This is a genomic window from Streptomyces sp. RG80 (assembly GCF_040446465.1).
GTDB lineage: Bacteria > Actinomycetota > Actinomycetes > Streptomycetales > Streptomycetaceae > Streptomyces.
This window is the reverse complement of sequence record NZ_JBEAAJ010000015.1, coordinates 87,461-102,814: the sequence shown is the minus strand read 5'-3', so window position 1 is coordinate 102,814 and position 15,354 is coordinate 87,461. Positions and strand designations below refer to the sequence as shown.

Sequence of the window (15,354 nt, the reverse complement as noted above, 5' to 3'; positions counted from 1 at the left end):
TCCCGCCCGGAATCAGGCAATCTGAGGATGTGTCAGAAATGGGAATGTGACGCGGGGACCATGTGAAGTCAAGGGCTGTGCAAAGGGGTTGGGCCGCGCAGGGTGGCCTTGGCAAGGGTGCGCCCGGTGAAGCGGTCGTGGAACGGGGAGCCGGGGTCCGTGAACGACGGATACGTGGCCCTTCGGTCGCAGCTCGCTTAGAAGTACACGATCGCCTCCGCCTCCTCGCCGATCGCGGCCGTGAGTTCGGTACGCCGGTCGAGCGGGAGCAGGGCCTGCGCGAAGCCGTCCGTGCCGTAGAAGGCGTGGCACAAGTCGGCGAGTTGGAGGGCGGGGCGGGCGTCCCATGTGGCGAGTCGGGTGCGAACGCGGTGGAGGTGGGTGAGGAGCGTTCCGCCGGGATGGGGCATGCTCCCGGCGCCCGACTCCCGCAGAAGTGAAACGGCTTGGGCGGTCGGGTCGTGGGCCATGGGACTGTCCCTTCAGCCTGGGTGGGTCGGCACCCGCTCCGTCCCGGGGTGGAGCGGGTTGCCGCCCGTTGGGCCCTGGGTGGATCGTCGTACAGCCGCTGAGTCCAGTCAATCCTTGGGATTTGTCGTGTACCCCAAGTGTTAGCTTGGAGGTCATGACCCTCGATGACCTCCGGGTGTTCGTGGCCGTGTGCCGGGCTGGGAGCCTGAGTGCGGTGGCCCGCGATCTGGGCTGTACGCAGTCCGCGGTGAGCCAGCATGTGAAGCGGCTGGAGCGGGAGACGGGGGTCGCGCTGCTCGAGCGGCAGCCGCGGGGTGTCGTGCCGACGGCGGCGGGGCGGGTGCTGGAGGCGGCGGCGTCGGAAGGGATCTCCGGACTCGATCTGGCCGTAAGCCAGTTGCGCGACCTGGTCGACGGCGAGAGCGGGTTCATACGGGTGGCCACGGGGGCGACGACCGTACGGCACTTCATGGGGGACGCGGTCGTGGAGTACCGCCGCCGGTATCCGCGCGTGAACCTGGAGTTCCGTACGGTGAGTTCAGGGCGCGGCAGCTTCGACGCGCTGGCGGACGGCACGCTGGATCTGGCGTGGATCACCCTGGGGCCACCGGTACGGGGCATCGAGCAGCGGGCGGTGGCGGAGCTGCCGTGGGTGCTGGCGGTGCGTTCCGACGATCCGCTGGCGGGGCGGGAGCGGCTGGACCCCACCGAGCTGGCGGACGTACGACTGATACGGCTGCCCCCGAACTCGGCGTCGGCCGCTCAACTGGACGCCTCCTGCGCGGAATTGGGTGTAAGGCTCGGCTACGACACGAACGTGGCCGACTGGGACACCGCTTTGCTGTTGGCCGAGTTGGGGGTGGGGCGGGCCGTCGTCCCGGAGCTGTCCGGTCTGGCGGCGACGGGGGGTCTGCGCCTGATCCCGTTGCCCGAGCTGCGTCCGTTGCCGGTGGGGTGGGCCGTACGGCGGTGGGAGGCGCTGAGTCCGCCGGCCCGGGCGTTCGCGGACACCGTGGAGAGGTTCCGGCGGACGCCCGGGCGGTGACCGGTGGGGGCCGTGGGTGTTATTGCGGGAACGACGCCACCACGGGCAGTTCCTTGGCGCCCGTGCTCGTGATGCCGGAACCCGTGCCGGGCAGGAACACGCTCGGGTCGTAGTAGTTGCTCGACACGAGCAGGTCCTTGTCGCCGTCGCGGTCGATGTCGCGCAGGCGGACGAGGCCACCGAAGTTCTCGTACTCGCTGGGAGCGCCCGGGACACCGGCGGTGGCGCGGGTGAACCACCGGGAGTTGCTGCCGGTGAGGCCGGACGTGCCGCCGCGCAGGACGTGCACGCCGCCCGCGTCCTCCGTCGAGCCGACGTTCTCGTAGGCCACGCCGACCGCCAGGTCCGCGTAACCGTCGCCGTCGGTGTCGGCCGCGGAGAGGTCCGAGCCGAAGTACTCGTTCTTGGCGGCGGCCGTGGCGACCCCCGAAGTCGACTGGGAGATCCGGTACTTGGTGGTCGGGCCGGTGCTGCCGCCGCGCCAGACGACCACCGAGCCCGCCTTGTTGTTGTACCGCGTGTCGCTGACCGCGAGGTCGCCGTAGCCGTCCTTGTTGAAGTCGGCGACGACACCGGTCGGGCTGTAGTCGGGGCTCGAGCTGTTGACGACCGTGACCTTGCCCGGCTTGACGGTGGAGCCGCCCCGCAGGAACCACACGTCCTGGGTCATCTTGTCGCTGTGATAGCCCTGCCCGAGGACGAAGAGGTCGGTCGCCTTGTCCTTGGTGACCTTGCCGACGACGAGGCCCGTGGTCTCGAACGTCGCGTCGAGGGTGTGCTTGGTGACCGTGCCCGTCGTACCGGACTTGGCGAAGCCACCGCGGTAGACGTAGACGGAGTCCAGGCCGTTGGCGACCGCCAGGTCGGCCTTGCCGTCGCCGTTGAAGTCGCCGGTCTCGATCGCCTTGCCGAAGCCGTAGCGGGCGTGGGCGGTGACCTTGAGGCGGACGGCGCCGGTGCCGGAGAGGCCGGTCTTGGCACCCCACAGGATGGTGACCGCGCCCGCGCCCACCTTGGTACCGACCTTCTCGGTGAAGTCGGCGACGGCGAGGTCGGCGTATCCGTCCCGGTTGAGGTCGGCGGTGGCCATGTCCTCGCCGAAGGCGTCGACGTAGCCGCCCGCGTCACCCGGCGTGCCGGGTATACCGGCGCTCGCCTGCGTGAACGTCTTGGTGGTGGTGCCGGGACCGGTGGCCGTCCCGTACGTCACGACGACTCCGCCGCTGAGGTCGCCCGTGACGAAGTCGCGGTAGCCGTCACCGTTGAAGTCGTCGGCGTACTTCGCCGGGGTGGCGGCGGTGGCGGTACCCATGGAGAGGGTGAGCAGCCCGCCGGTCAGAGACACGGCCGTGGCCGTGGCGAGCGCCAGCCGGAGGTTGGTGCGCGTGAACATGCGTCTCCTGCGGTGATCTAAGTCTGGTGACCAGGAGACTCACGCCGACGAGTGATGGTTGTGCCGCCACGTGACTCAGGTTCCTTGAGTGGCAGTTCCGCCCACACGGTCTTGCCCACGACACGCTCCGTGACGCCCCAGGCCTGCGAGAGGAGCGTCACGAGGATCAGCCCCCGTCCGCCCTCGGCGTCCGGATCGGTGACGTACCGCAGTTGGCGGTCGGCCCGGGGATCACTCACCTCGATACGGAGCGTGGGCCCCGACTCGGGGTGCAGGACTCTGAGACGCAGTTCGAAGTCACGCCCGGGGAGTCTGGCGTGGGTGACGGCGTTGGCGGCGAGTTCGGCGACGACCTGCTGAGCGGTGGCGTTCACATCGCTGTCGTAGGGGTGCCCCCAGGCGTCGAGCTGCTGCGCGGCGAGCCGGCGGGCGAGACGGGCGCCGCGCGGGGTGGCGCTGAGGCGGGTGGAGATTTCGGCGTTCACGTGACTGAGCGTGGCCGGTTGTCTCTACGCTGACCAGGTACGACTCGGCGACGCTGGGTAGCTGTACGGGTGCGGTGCGTTCTGTGTACGGGTGTCGGGTGGGAGGGGTGAGGCGGGTGAGCGAGCGGCGGCCTGAGACGCCTTCGGAGGCGGACGGGACGACGGGGTTGTTCGTCGCGCTGGGCAAGATGCTCAAGTTCCTGCGCGAGCGGAAAGGGCTCACACAGACCGAGTTCGGGGAACTGGTGGGCTACGGCCCGGACGCGATCTCGGCAATGGAGCGGGGCGTACGGAGGCTCCGGCCCGAGGTGCTCCTCAAGGCGGAGGAACTGCTCGACGCCGGGGGCCTGTTCAAGGAGGTGATCCCGGAGGTCGAGGAGGCGTTGACGAAGGCGAGGACCCGGCATCCGGAGTGGTACCGGAGTTATGCGGGGTTGGAGGCGGAGGCGGTTGAGCTGCACTTCTACGCCAACAACGGCGTCCCGGGCCTGTTGCAGACCGAGGATCACGCACACGTCGTATTCGCGAAGCGGCGGCCGTTCCTTGACGAGGTGACGATCGAGAGGCGGGTCGCGGACCGGCTCTCACGTCAGCAGGTCTTCGAGCGTCGGCCCGCTCCGATCGTGAGCTACGTCCTCGAAGAGGTCGTGCTGGACCGGCCCACCGGCGGCCGGCGCGTACATACGGACCAGCTTCGGCGCCTGCTCGACGTAGGACATCTGCAGAACGTCGAGATCCAGGTGATGCCGACCGAGGTGGAGGAACACCCCAACCCGGGAAGCGCGTTCAACCTGTTGGTACCCAAGGGTCATGGACAGGTGGCGTACACCGAGGCCCAGGGGTATCCCCGGCTGATCACCGATCCAGAAGAGGTCCGGAAGATCGCGGACCGCTATGGGATCATGCGGGCGATGGCACTCTCTCCCTCGGAGACCCGGAAGTTGATCGAGCAGAAGCTGGAGGAGCTATGACTACCGAGCAGCTCACCTGGTTCAAGTCCAGCTACAGCGACGGCGAAGGCGGCGAGTGCCTGGAGGTCGCCCTCACCCCCGCCACCATCCACCTCCGCGACTCCAAGAACCCCACCGGCCCGCACCTCACCCTCTCCCCCACCACCTGGGCCGCCTTCCTCTCAGGGGAGTTGGTCGGCGAGCGGCGCTAGCGCCTCCGCCGCCTGTAGGGCCTCGGCCGCCGCATCTCGTACGCCGCCCTTCGCGCGCCCCCGCAAGAACGGCACCGTCTCCGGGTGCGCCGGCCAGCCGAACGCGAGGAGGCAGAGCGCGGCCTTGCGGGCCCTGGGGCTCGGGTCAGCCGCGACTCGCTCCCGCACCGCCGCGGCCGGGGCCTCGCCGGAGTCGTACACAGCCCACCACCGCAACGCCGAGGTCCGCACAGCAGGGTCGGGGTCCTTGGCCACCAGCGGGGCAAGCACTGCTGCCGCCTCCGCATCGCTCGGGCCGCTGCCGGCCCACAGGAGCAGTGCGTGGTGCCTGACCGAGGCGTTCGGGTCCGCCGCAAGCAGTTCGCGCACCAGCTCCCACGTGCGGTGTTCCTCTCGCGCGCAGGCGGTCAGTGCCCGCAGGGCTCCGACCCGGAACCACACGTCCTCGTGGACGTCCGTGGCGTACTCCCGAAGCAGGCGCCGCGCGTCAGAGTGGTCGCCCCGGTTCTGCGCCAGCGTCCACAGGGTGCGCGTCCGGCTCTCCGCCGTCAGTGGGGGTGCCTCTTCCACGACCTCCTCCCCCTGGTGCTCGGCCAGCATCCGGGCGGCTTCCTCCCTGACCCTCCGATCCGGGTCGTTGACGGCCCGGTCCCGCACGAGGGTCCAGGTGCTCTGCTCGTCGCCGTTGTCCCGTACCAGGAGCCGCAGGGCGAACCCGCGCACCCTCGCGTCCGCCTCACCGACCGCGAACTCACGGGCAAGGTGGACAGCGATCGGGTCCTGTAGTCCGGGGCCCGCGAATACCAGGGCCCGAATGCGCGCGATCACTCTGTCGTCCAGGGCTACGCCGTGCAGCAGCTCGTCCACGCCCGCCTCTCGGGTGACGTGCCGCCACAGAAGCAGGACGGTCGGCGCGCGCCCCATCTCGTCGCGTTCCGCGGCGCTCCGCTCCTCCACCAGCGCCCAGGTGTCCGGGTCGTGTCCCCAGCCCCGGGCGAGCTCGTCCAGCGCCCCGTAGCGCACCCAGCCGTCGGTGTCCTCGACGGCTCGAGCCCGGAGGTGGTCCCTCAGTTCCTCGTCACCGGCCGCGCACCGGCCCAGCAGCTCCAGGGTCCACCTTCGGGTGCCCGCCTCGTGGTGATGGAGCGAGAGGTCCCAGAGCAGCCGTCGTACCCATGGATCGTCGGGCGCGTGCTCGACCAGGGGCTCCAGCCCGGCCGCGGGGTCCTCCACGCTCCTGTCGCGCAGCAGCCGCCGTACGGCGGCGTCGTCGCCCCAGCGCTCGGCCAGGAGGCTCAGCGCCCCACGACGTACCGCGGTGGACGGGGAGTACAGGGCCAGCATCTCGGGCACATCGCGTCCGCCGTAGAGCCGAGAGGCCACGTTCACCGCAGTACGGTCCGCATGGCGGTTGAACTGGCCGCGCAGATGGAACCAGCGCAGGATCCGGCCGTGGCCCGTCCAGTGCGGCGGGAAGGCGGAGAGGGCCGGCAGCACCGCGGCCAGGTCCACCTCGACCTCCGTGTCCCGGTCCACCGTCTCCAGGAACCCGATCAGCGCGTCGGCGACCGCCCGGCTCTGCGGGGCGAGCCGTCCCAGCCTGCGCACCTCGGACAGCGCTCGGACCGCCAGCACCAGCAGCCGCCAGTTCTCCGGCGCCCCGTGCCGCCGGTGCAGGTCGAGGAGCGCGTCGACGACCGCCGCGGCGTCCCGGTCCTCCAAGCGCCCCACCAGCAGGAGCAGCACCTCGTGCCAGGCGGTGTCCACGGCGCGTGGGACCACCACTTGCTCGACGAACTCCTGCCGCGTCCACTCCCGTTCGCGCGTGTACCGGCGCTCGATGTCCTCCGCCGCCAGATACTCCAGGAACGCCCGGTGGACGAACCCGTACACCCCTCCGCCGTAGTGGCTCAGGATGAAGTTGCGCTCCCGGAACCGGTCGGCCATCCCCCGGGCGACCACGACGGCTTCTCTGGGCGGTAGCTCGAAGGTGAGCCGCAGGTACTCCTTGAACACGGCGAGCAGGTCGTCCCGGTGGATGTGGTTGCCCGCGATGCCGCCCTGTCCCTCCTGCATCTTCCGGGCGACCAGCCGCAGGAGCTCACGCCGGTCCTCCTCGTCCAGGAAGTCCGGATCGCCGGGCCCCTTCAGATACTTCGCGTGCTCGTCCCAGTGCGCCACCAGTACGGCCACCGCGTGCCGGTACACGCCGTGCCGGTCACGCGGCAGCTCCCGGCGTCGGCCGATGATGGCGAGAATCGTCAACAGCAGGGGATTGCGCGCCAGTTCGCGTACCGGGCGGGACCGCGCCACCGCCTCGGTCAGGCGCCCGCAGAGCCGCGCCGCCCGTTCCCGGTCGTACGGGAACGCCGTCTCGTACCAGAGCCGCGCGAAGGAGCCGATCTGTTCGTCGGTCAGGTCCTGGAGCACGAAGTGCCGGAAGCCGGCGCGCTCCAGAACCCCTCGTCGATAGCCGATCACTCGTGAGGTGACGACCACCCGGACACCGGCCGCCCGGTGGCGGCCGGCGAAGTCGGCGATCCGGCGCCCGACCTGTTCCCGCGCCGCCGGATCGAAGAGTTCGTCCAGACCGTCGAAGAAGACGACAGCCCTGCCGGAGGCGAGAAGCCGCTCGGTGACCGGCCTCGGCGGTGCCATGCCGTTCGTCGTGTGCAGATGGTCCAGGAAGTCCTCGAACGTCCGCCCACGCCACCCGTCGACCGCGTACTCCCGCAGCTCCACCACCAGGGGCACCCGCCCGTCGAGCCGCTCCAGCGCGCCCGCGGCCGTTCCGCCGGTGAGCGCGAGGGCCACGTGGCGCACCAGCGTGGACTTCCCGGCCCCCGGGTCGCCCAGCAGGACGAGCCGCTCGGCCTCGGGGTCCGCCACCACGTCCAGCGACCCGAGCAGGGGCGGGTCCGTCTGCGCCCTGCCGACCCGCCCGGAGCCCTCCGGCGGTTCCGACGGCCACTCGCCGGACGCCACCAGCCGCTCGACCAGATCCCCGGACAGCTCCACGGGCGGGAGTGTCGTCCGTACGAAAGGCGGCACGAAAACCTCACGCAGCCCCACCGCCGGGTGGTCCGCTTCCTCCGTCGGGATCAGGACGTCCAGGTCCAGGAGCCCGTAACTCTGCCGGACACGATCCGCGTAGCGCCGCAGTGCCTCGTGGGTCTCGTCGGGCGTGGGCGCCTCCTGCTGCGGTGACAGCCCCTGGACGTACTGGTTCTCGATGTACGTCGCGCTGCCGTGGTCCCCGGTCGCGGCCGCCTTGACGTCGCCGCCCGCGGCGACCGACCGCTCCCCGCCCGCCGTCACCTGGTGTGCCTCGTGCGCCATGCCCGGACGTTACCGGCGGCGAGGCGTCAGCGGGTGTACAAGCCCTCGATCTCCGCCGCGAAGTCCCCCATCACCGCCTCCCGTCGCAGCTTCATCGACGGGGTCAGGTGGCCGCTCGTCTCCGTGAAGTCCCTCGGGAGGATCGTGAAGCGGCGGATCGATTCGGGGCGGGAGACGAGTTTGTTCGCCTCGTCCACGGCTCGGCCGAGGATCGCGCGCAACTCCTCGTCGGCGACCAGGAGTTCCGCCGGGACGGGGTGTTTGCCGTTCATCTGGCGCCAGTGGGTGATGCCCTCCATGTCGAGGGTGATGAGGGCGGCGACGTAGGGGCGGCGGTCGCCGACCACCATGCACTGGGAGATCAGGGGGTGTTGGCGGAGCCAGTTCTCGAGCGGGGCCGGGGCGACCGTCTTGCCGCCCGCTGTGATCAGGAGTTCCTTCTTGCGGCCGGTGATCGTGAGGTAGCCCTCGTCGTCCAGGGTGCCGATGTCGCCGGTGTGGAACCAGCCGTCCACCGCGGCCGGGGTCACTCCGCCCGCGTTGGGGTCCCAGTAGCCGCGGAAGATCTGGCCGCCCTGGAGGAGGATCTCGCCGTCCGCCGCGATCCGGACCCGGGTGCCGGGCAGGGGCCAACCGACCGTGCCGAGGCGGGACTTGAGGGGCGGGGTGACGGTGGCCGCGCCGGTCGACTCGGTCAGGCCGTAGCCCTCGTAGATCTCCATGCCCGCGCCCGCGAAGAACGCGTGGAGGCTGCGGCCCAGCGGGGAGCCGCCGCTGATGATGTGGCGCACCCTGCCGCCCATGGCGTTGCGGATACGGCGGTAGACCAGGGGGTCGTAGAAGGTGCGGGCCGTCTTCAGGGCCGTGCTGGGGCCGCTGCCCGTCCCGGACTGGCGGGCCTCCGTGGCCTCGCCGTAGCGGACGGCGACGTTCACCGCGCGGTCGAAGGCGGAGACCCGGCCACCGAGTTCGGCCTTGGCCCGGGCGCTGTTGAAGACCTTCTCCAGCATGTACGGGATGACCAGGAGGAACGTGGGCTTGAAGCTGGCCAGGTCGCCCAGCAGGTCCTCCGACTTCAGGCTCGGGGCGTGGCCCAGGCGGACCCGGGCGCGGATACAGGCGATCGCCACCATGCGGCCGAAGACATGGGACATGGGGAGGAACAGAAGGGTCGCCAGTTCCTCGTCCGAGCGGGATCTGAAGACCGGGTGGAGGATCTCGATCGCGTTGTCGACCTCGGCCAGGAAGTTGCCGTGCGAGATCGCGCAGCCCTTGGGGCGGCCGGTGGTGCCGGAGGTGTAGATGACCGTGGCCAGGGTGTCCGGGCCCAGCATGCCCCGGCGTACGTCGATCTCCGCGTCGAAGACGCCCTGGCCGAGCTCGGCCAGGCGCTCCACATGGCCCTTCTCCACAACCCACAGGTGCCGCAGGTCCGGCAGCCGGTTGAGCTCCGGGCCGAGCGCCGCCGCCTGGGCGGCCGTCTCCGTCACCAGCGCCACCGCGCCCGAGTCCTGGAGGATCCAGCGGGTCTGGAAGACCGACGACGTGGGGTAGATGGGGACGGTCACCAGGCCCGCGGCCCAGGCGGCGAAGTCCAGCAGCGTCCACTCGTAGATCGTGCGGGCCATGACGGCTATCCGGTCGCCGGGCTGAAGCCCCTCCGCGACCATGCCCTTCGCCAGGGCCAGCACCTGGCCGGCGAACTCGGCCGTCGTCAGGTCCGACCAACCGCCGTCCGGCGCCCGGCGGCTGAGCACCCGGTCCTCCGGAGCGACGGCCGCGTTCTCGAACGGCAGGTCGGCGAGCGAGCCATGGGTCACGGGCGGCACCACCGGCGGCACCGACACCTCCCGGACCTCGCCGTCCAGTCGCTTGATCTCCGGCTCCACGAGCACGGGCGCACCGTCGTAGTCGGTCGCGGAGACATAGGGGAAGGTCGACGACATGGGGCAGCTCCTGGGGCGCGCGCAGCTGGATACCGCTCTGCTGCATAGGTACGCGCCGTGCGTACCTGGGCGTTCACCGGTTGTGTGCGACTTAGGGGGGTTACCGGCGGTTAGATCCGAGATCCTAGGAGGTGCAGGTGGCGAGTTCGTGAGGGTTCGGGGATGCTCCGGGGCTAGGTCTGTGCAACCTCTCACGCAACGTGAATCTGTGTCAGCTACCCGTTACGTACGTGCGAGAATCCCCGCCGACCAGGGGTTACGGCGGTCCGAGGCCCCCGTCGCACCCCTTGGTCACGGCCGTTCGAGAACCGCGGTCACGCCCTGTCCGCCCGCCGCGCACACCGAGATCAGTCCGCGCCCCGAGCCCCCCTTCTCGGCAAGGAGTTTCGCCAGGGTCGCCACGATCCGGGCGCCGGTCGCCGCGAACGGATGGCCGGTCGCCAGGGACGAGCCCGCCACGTTCAGCCGCGCCCGGTCCACCGGCGCAAGGCCCGCCTTCTCCCAGGCCATCAGCGTGGCCAGCACCTGGGACGCGAACGCCTCGTGGACCTCGACGAGGTCGAAGTCGGCCATGTCGAGCCCGGCCCGTTCCAGCATGCGCGGCACCGCGTAGGCGGGCGCCATCAGCAGACCGTCGTCGCCCTCGACGAAGTCCACGGCCCCCGTCTCGTACGCCGTCAGATACGCCAGCGGCTCAAGGCTCCGCGCCCGCGCCCACTCCTCCGAGGCCAGCAGCACGACTGCCGCGCCGTCGGTGAGGGGAGTCGAATTCCCGGCCGTCATCGTCGGGTTGGCGCCGTCGAGGCCGAACACCGGCTTCAGCGTGGCGAGTTTCTCCACCGTCGAGCCCGGTCGCAGGTTCTGGTCTCGGTCCAGGCCCCGGAACGGCACCACCAGGTCCTGGAAGAAGCCACGGTCGTACGCCGCCGCCAGCCGCTGGTGGCTCGTCGCCGCCAGCTCGTCCTGCGCCTCGCGCGAGACGCCCCAGGCCTCGGCGGTCACGGCGGCGTGCTCGCCCATCGACAGACCGGTGCGGGGTTCGGCGTTGCGCGGGATGTCGGGGACGAGGTGGCCCGGGCGCACTCCGGCGAGCGCCTTGAGCCGTCCGCCCAGTGACTTCGCCCGCCGCGCCCCCAGCAGGATCCGCCGCAGCTGGTCGTTGACGCCCAGCGGGGCGTCGCTCGCCGTGTCCGCGCCGCCCGCGACCGCCGACTCGGTCTGGCCCAGCGCGATCTTGTTGGCGGCGGCGATGACGGCCTGCAATCCGGTGCCGCAGGCCTGCTGGATGTCGTACGCCGGGGTCGTGGGGGCCAGTCGCGAGCCGAGTACGGTCTCGCGGGCCAGGTTGAAGTCGCGGCTGTGCTTGAGCACCGCGCCGGCGACGAACTCGCCCACCGCGCCCGGATCCCGTAGACCGAAGCGGTCCACCAGACCGTCCACGACCGCCGTCAGCATCTGCTGGTTGGAGGCGGTGGCGTACGGGCCGTCCGAGCGGGCGAAGGGCACGCGCGTGCCGCCGATGATCGCGACCCGCCGTGCCGCCGGCACCTGAAGGGGGCTCATCTCGACCTGCTCCTCATGCGTGACGTAGCATTACCTGCGGTAACCTTACTCCAGAGTAAGAAGGCGTGGTAAGAGGTGGGACCGAGTGGGGAGACGGCAATGTCCGACCGTTATCTGAGCTTCACCGGCACCGCACCGGGCCGCTTCCTGACCCGCCGGCTCGGCCTGCCGCAACCCGCGGCACTGCGCCGCTGGTCACCGGAGCGCCCCGCCCTCGACGGGGACGAGGTGCTCCACCTGACCGCGGGCGGGCCCGCGCCCCTCTCCGACAGCCCCTCCGGCAGCCCCTCCGCCGTCGTCCTCGACGCCACCGGCGTACGGGACACCGACGGTCTCGCCGGAGTGCACGCGGCCCTCCACCCCGTGATCCGGTCCATCGCCCCGAGCGGCCGGGTCGTCGTGCTCGGCGCGCCCCTCGACCCCACCGACCACCACCAGGCCGCCGCCCAGCAGGCCCTGGAAGGGTTCACCCGCTCGCTCGGCAAGGAGATCGGGCGCGGCAGAACCGTGAACCTGGTCCGCCTCACCGACCGGGCCGCCGCCGAATCCACCCTGTCCTTCCTCCTCTCCCCCAAGTCCGCCTACGTCAGCGGCCAGGTCATCGAGGTCGGTACGGCGGCTTCGGCGGCAGCGGCCTCCGCGGCGGCGGTCACCGTCGACCCGGACCGTCCCCTCGCCGGCCGCACCGCGCTCGTCACCGGCGCCGCCCGCGGTATCGGCGCGGCCGTCGCCCAGACGCTGGCCAGGGACGGGGCGCGGGTCGTCGTACTGGACGTGCCGCAGGCGGAGGAGGACGCGCGGCGGCTCGCCGAGCGGCTGGACGGCATCGCCCTCGCGCTCGACATCACCGCCGCCGACGCGGGCGAGCGGATCGCCGCCGAACTGCCCGACGGACTCGACGTGTTGGTCCACAACGCCGGGATCACGCGCGACCGGCGACTGGTCAACATGCCCGCCGACCGGTGGAGTTCGGTCCTCGACGTCAACCTGGCGAGCGTGCTGCGCACCACCGACGCGCTGCTCGCGGCCAAGGCCCTGAACGACAACGGCCGGATCGTCGCCACCGCCTCCATCGCCGGGCTCGCCGGGAACGCCGGACAGACCAACTACGGCGCGAGCAAGGCGGGGATCGCCGGACTGGTGCGGTCGCTGGCCCCGCGCGCGCTCGCCGAGCACGGGGTGACGGTGAACGCCGTCGCGCCCGGGTTCATCGAGACCAGGATGACCGCCGCGGTCCCCCTCCTCATCCGCGAGGCGGGCCGCCGGATGAACTCCCTCGCCCAGGGCGGGCTGCCCGTCGACGTCGCCGAGACGGCCGCGTGGCTCGCGCACCCGGCCTCCGGCGCGGTGAACGGGCAGGTCGTACGGGTCTGCGGCCAGAGCCTGTTGGGGGCGTAGGTGACCGTCGTCCTCACCCGCTCCCCCGCGCTGGCGCCCCTCCTCGCCCGCGGCGCCCTGCTCTCCGCCGTCAAACGGCCCCGCCCGGACGCCGAGTTCCCCCGCACCCGGCTGCTCCTGCCCGAGCTGCGGGTCGACCTGGCCCGGCTGGCTGCCTACGAGCGGGTGTGCGGGTTCGCCACCGGCGACGACGCGCTGCCGCCGACGTATCCGCATGTGCTCGGCTTCCCCCTCGCCATGCGGCTGATGAGCGCCCGGGACTTCCCGCTGCCGCTGCTCGGGCTCGTCCACACATCGGTAGCGATCACCCAGCACGGTCCGCTCACCGCCACCGGGAACTACGAACTCACCGTGTACGTCGACGGGTTGGCCCCGCACCGGCGCGGCACGGAGGCGGGGGTCGTGACCGAGGTGCGGGTCGGCTCGGACGTCGTATGGGAGTCGAGGAGTACGTATCTGGCGCGGCACGGCACGCCCGGAGACGGCGCCGCTCCCGAGGCGGCCGTGCGGGGCGAACCGCTCCCCCCGGTCGCCGAGTGGCGTCTCGCCGGGGACGTCGGACGCCGGTACGCCTCCGCGTCCGGCGACCGCAACCCCATCCACCTCCACCCGCTCACCGCCCGCCTCTTCGGCTTCCCGCGCGCCATCGCCCACGGTATGTGGACGGTGGCCCGCTGCCTCGCCGCCCACGGCACACCCCGATCGGCCCTGATCCGGGCGGAGTTCAGGGCACCGGTACTGCTGCCGGGAGCGGTGACGTACGCGGCGGAGGGCGACCGCTTCGAGCTACGGGGCGGAGGGGACCGGGTCCATCTGACCGGGAGCGTTTATCCACTCAGGCCGTGAGGGGAGCGGGACCGGCGGCGCTCAGGTCGTGACGGGAGCGGGACCGGCGGCGCTCAGGTCGTGACGGGAGCGGGACCGGCGGCGCTCAGGTCGTGACGGGAGTGGGGGCGGCGCTCGTGTCCTGGAAGACCCACGGGCGGCCCTCCATCAGGTTCCCGAGCCCGGCCCACGCAAAGTTCATCAGTGTCGCCGCCGCCTGCTTGGCGGTGACGCCCGGGGTGGTGTTGGCCCAGGCGGCGAGGGACTCGGCGGCGCCGACGAGGGCCTCGGCGAGCCCGGCGACCTCGCGCTCGGGCAGGTCGGGGTCGCGGTGGGCCTCGCGGGCGGCGACCACGATCAGCTGCGTCACGAACGCGACGATCTCCTCCCGCATCGCGGCGACCTCACCGGCGAAGGGCTCGCCGTGCGTGCGGGCCTGGAGATGCAGCACCGACCAGGCGTCCGGGTGCTGCGCGGTGTGCGAGAAGAACGCCAGCAGCCCGTCCCAGAGTTGGCGGTCGGCGGGCTGCTCGGTGCGGACCCCGGAGCGCACCGCCTCGGTGAGCGCGAGCGCCTCTCGGCGGATGCACGCGGTGAAGAGGTCTTCCTTGGAGTTCAGGTACAGATAGACCAACGGCTTGGAGACACCGGCCAGTTCGGCGATCTCGTCCATCGAGGCGGCCATGTACCCGCGCCGCCCGAAGGTCTCCACGGCGGCGTCCAGCATCTGCTGCTCACGGACCGCACGCGGCATCCGCTTGGTCTTCACGGCACCCATAGGGGCAAGACTAAGACGTCTGTCCCTGGGTCCGTGCCGCGTCGTCGGCCACGTCTTCCTGGTTGCGGTTGGCTTCCAGGTTGGCCTTGACCCGGTCGACCTTCTCGACGATCTGGATGGAGGCGCGGTCGCGCTCCTTGCGGAGGGCGACGAAGCTGATGGGCGCGGAGATCACCAGGGAGAGCAGGACGATCCACATGCCGTTGGAGTCGCCCAGGCCGCGCGGGGCGACGCCGGAGTAGACGAGGCCCGAGACGACCACGAGGCAGCCCACCAGGATCCCGAGGCGCATCAGTGTGTAGCGGAGCATCTCAATCCACTCTTCCGTTCCGGCTGAAAGTTCCCAAAGGGTGCCTTCCAGTGAAGCACGCGGGCTGTGCGATCTTGCAGGGGGTGGGGTGGGTCAGGTCAGCGCGAGCCACATCATGATGTCGTCCCGGTAGTCGTCCGCGGACACGCGCAGCCCGTTCGGCACCCGGCCGACCTCCTTGTACCCGGCGGACGCGTAGAACCGCTCCAGGCCCAGCCCGCCCCGGCAGGTCAGCTTCAGCGCCTCCAGGCCGAAGGAGCGCGCGTGCTTCTCGACCTCCGCCAGCAGGGACCGGCCGTGTCCGCCGCCCTGGAGGGCCGGGTCGACCATGACGGTGTAGAGCCAGGCGTAGTGGCTCTGGAGGCGGTGCGCGTTGATGCCGAAGAAGGCGGTCGCCCGCAGCCGGCCCTCCGGGTCCACCCCGGCGAGGAGCCGGTGCCGCCCCGCCGCGGTCGACTCGGCGTAACGGTCCACCTCGGGACGCACGTCGTCGTACGTCGTCGTACCGGGGAACCCGACCGCGCCACCCGCGTTGTTCACGGCCACCCACAGCCGGGTCAGCTCGTCGAGCAGGGCCGGGGTGAGGGTGGGGTCAAGGCGGTACGTGAGCTCCATGAGCCCCGAGTGTAAATCGAACGC

The 15,354-nt window shown here is 71.3% G+C and carries 13 protein-coding genes and 1 pseudogene; 5 read left to right on the top strand and 9 right to left on the bottom strand.

Annotated features, from left to right (window positions below; all coding sequences use genetic code 11):
* Positions 1-116 precede the first annotated feature (116 nt).
* A pseudogene (locus ABKA17_RS41390) lies at positions 117-470 on the bottom strand (DUF6817 domain-containing protein); the annotation flags it as partial.
* 155 nt (positions 471-625) lie between these two features.
* On the opposite strand from ABKA17_RS41390, the gene ABKA17_RS41385 reads away from it, so the two are divergent.
* Positions 626-1,516: a LysR family transcriptional regulator gene (locus ABKA17_RS41385; RefSeq protein WP_353697577.1), complete on the top strand. Its 891-nt coding sequence runs from the start codon at positions 626-628 to the stop codon at positions 1,514-1,516.
* 19 nt (positions 1,517-1,535) lie between these two features.
* Here the strand turns inward: ABKA17_RS41385 and ABKA17_RS41380 are convergent, their stop codons facing one another.
* Positions 1,536-2,909 (bottom strand): FG-GAP and VCBS repeat-containing protein, encoded by a 1,374-nt coding sequence (locus ABKA17_RS41380; protein WP_353697576.1) that lies wholly within the window; start codon positions 2,907-2,909, stop codon positions 1,536-1,538.
* 17 nt (positions 2,910-2,926) lie between these two features.
* Positions 2,927-3,394 (bottom strand): ATP-binding protein, encoded by a 468-nt coding sequence (locus ABKA17_RS41375; protein WP_353697575.1) that lies wholly within the window; start codon positions 3,392-3,394, stop codon positions 2,927-2,929.
* Positions 3,395-3,510: 116 nt separating this feature from the next.
* Here ABKA17_RS41375 and ABKA17_RS41370 point away from each other — a divergent pair, with 116 nt between their 5' ends.
* Positions 3,511-4,365, top strand: a complete 855-nt coding sequence (locus ABKA17_RS41370) for a helix-turn-helix domain-containing protein (protein WP_353697695.1) — start codon at positions 3,511-3,513, stop codon at positions 4,363-4,365.
* The gene (locus ABKA17_RS41365) at positions 4,362-4,556 is read left to right on the top strand and encodes a DUF397 domain-containing protein (protein WP_353697574.1); all 195 of its coding nucleotides are present in this window, start codon (positions 4,362-4,364) and stop codon (positions 4,554-4,556) included. Before ABKA17_RS41370 ends, ABKA17_RS41365 begins: the two co-directional genes overlap by 4 nt.
* Here the strand turns inward: ABKA17_RS41365 and ABKA17_RS41360 are convergent.
* The 3 genes from ABKA17_RS41360 to ABKA17_RS41350 all read right to left on the bottom strand — a co-directional run bounded on the left by ABKA17_RS41360 (position 4,527) and on the right by ABKA17_RS41350 (position 11,404).
* Positions 4,527-7,895 carry an NACHT domain-containing protein gene (locus ABKA17_RS41360; protein WP_353697573.1) on the bottom strand — a complete coding sequence of 1,123 codons (3,369 nt, stop codon included), beginning with the start codon at positions 7,893-7,895 and terminating at the stop codon, positions 4,527-4,529. The genes ABKA17_RS41365 and ABKA17_RS41360 overlap by 30 nt on opposite strands.
* Before the next feature lie 26 nt (positions 7,896-7,921).
* Entirely contained in the window at positions 7,922-9,841 is a 1,920-nt protein-coding gene (locus tag ABKA17_RS41355) for an AMP-dependent synthetase/ligase (protein WP_353697572.1), read from the bottom strand.
* A 291-nt stretch (positions 9,842-10,132) separates the two neighbouring features.
* Positions 10,133-11,404: an acetyl-CoA C-acetyltransferase gene (locus tag ABKA17_RS41350; RefSeq protein WP_353697571.1), complete on the bottom strand. Its 1,272-nt coding sequence runs from the start codon at positions 11,402-11,404 to the stop codon at positions 10,133-10,135.
* 99 nt (positions 11,405-11,503) lie between these two features.
* On the opposite strand from ABKA17_RS41350, the gene ABKA17_RS41345 reads away from it, so the two are divergent.
* Together ABKA17_RS41345 and ABKA17_RS41340 are read left to right on the top strand one after the other, a co-directional pair.
* Positions 11,504-12,802, top strand: coding sequence for a 3-oxoacyl-ACP reductase (locus ABKA17_RS41345; RefSeq protein ID WP_353697570.1), 1,299 nt, complete (start codon positions 11,504-11,506; stop codon positions 12,800-12,802).
* Positions 12,803-13,648, top strand: coding sequence for a MaoC family dehydratase (locus tag ABKA17_RS41340; RefSeq protein ID WP_353697569.1), 846 nt, complete (start codon positions 12,803-12,805; stop codon positions 13,646-13,648).
* An 85-nt stretch (positions 13,649-13,733) separates the two neighbouring features.
* Here ABKA17_RS41340 and ABKA17_RS41335 read toward each other — a convergent pair whose 3' ends face one another.
* From ABKA17_RS41335 to ABKA17_RS41325, 3 genes are all read right to left on the bottom strand, one after another.
* Complete coding sequence (locus ABKA17_RS41335; protein WP_353697568.1) at positions 13,734-14,405, bottom strand: TetR/AcrR family transcriptional regulator; 672 nt, start codon at positions 14,403-14,405, stop codon at positions 13,734-13,736.
* Between the two features lie 10 nt (positions 14,406-14,415).
* The gene (locus ABKA17_RS41330; RefSeq protein ID WP_353697567.1) at positions 14,416-14,715 is read right to left on the bottom strand and encodes a DUF4229 domain-containing protein; all 300 of its coding nucleotides are present in this window, start codon (positions 14,713-14,715) and stop codon (positions 14,416-14,418) included.
* 93 nt (positions 14,716-14,808) lie between these two features.
* Positions 14,809-15,330 carry a GNAT family N-acetyltransferase gene (locus ABKA17_RS41325; RefSeq protein WP_353697566.1) on the bottom strand — a complete coding sequence of 174 codons (522 nt, stop codon included), beginning with the start codon at positions 15,328-15,330 and terminating at the stop codon, positions 14,809-14,811.
* Between the last annotated feature and the right edge of the window lie 24 nt (positions 15,331-15,354).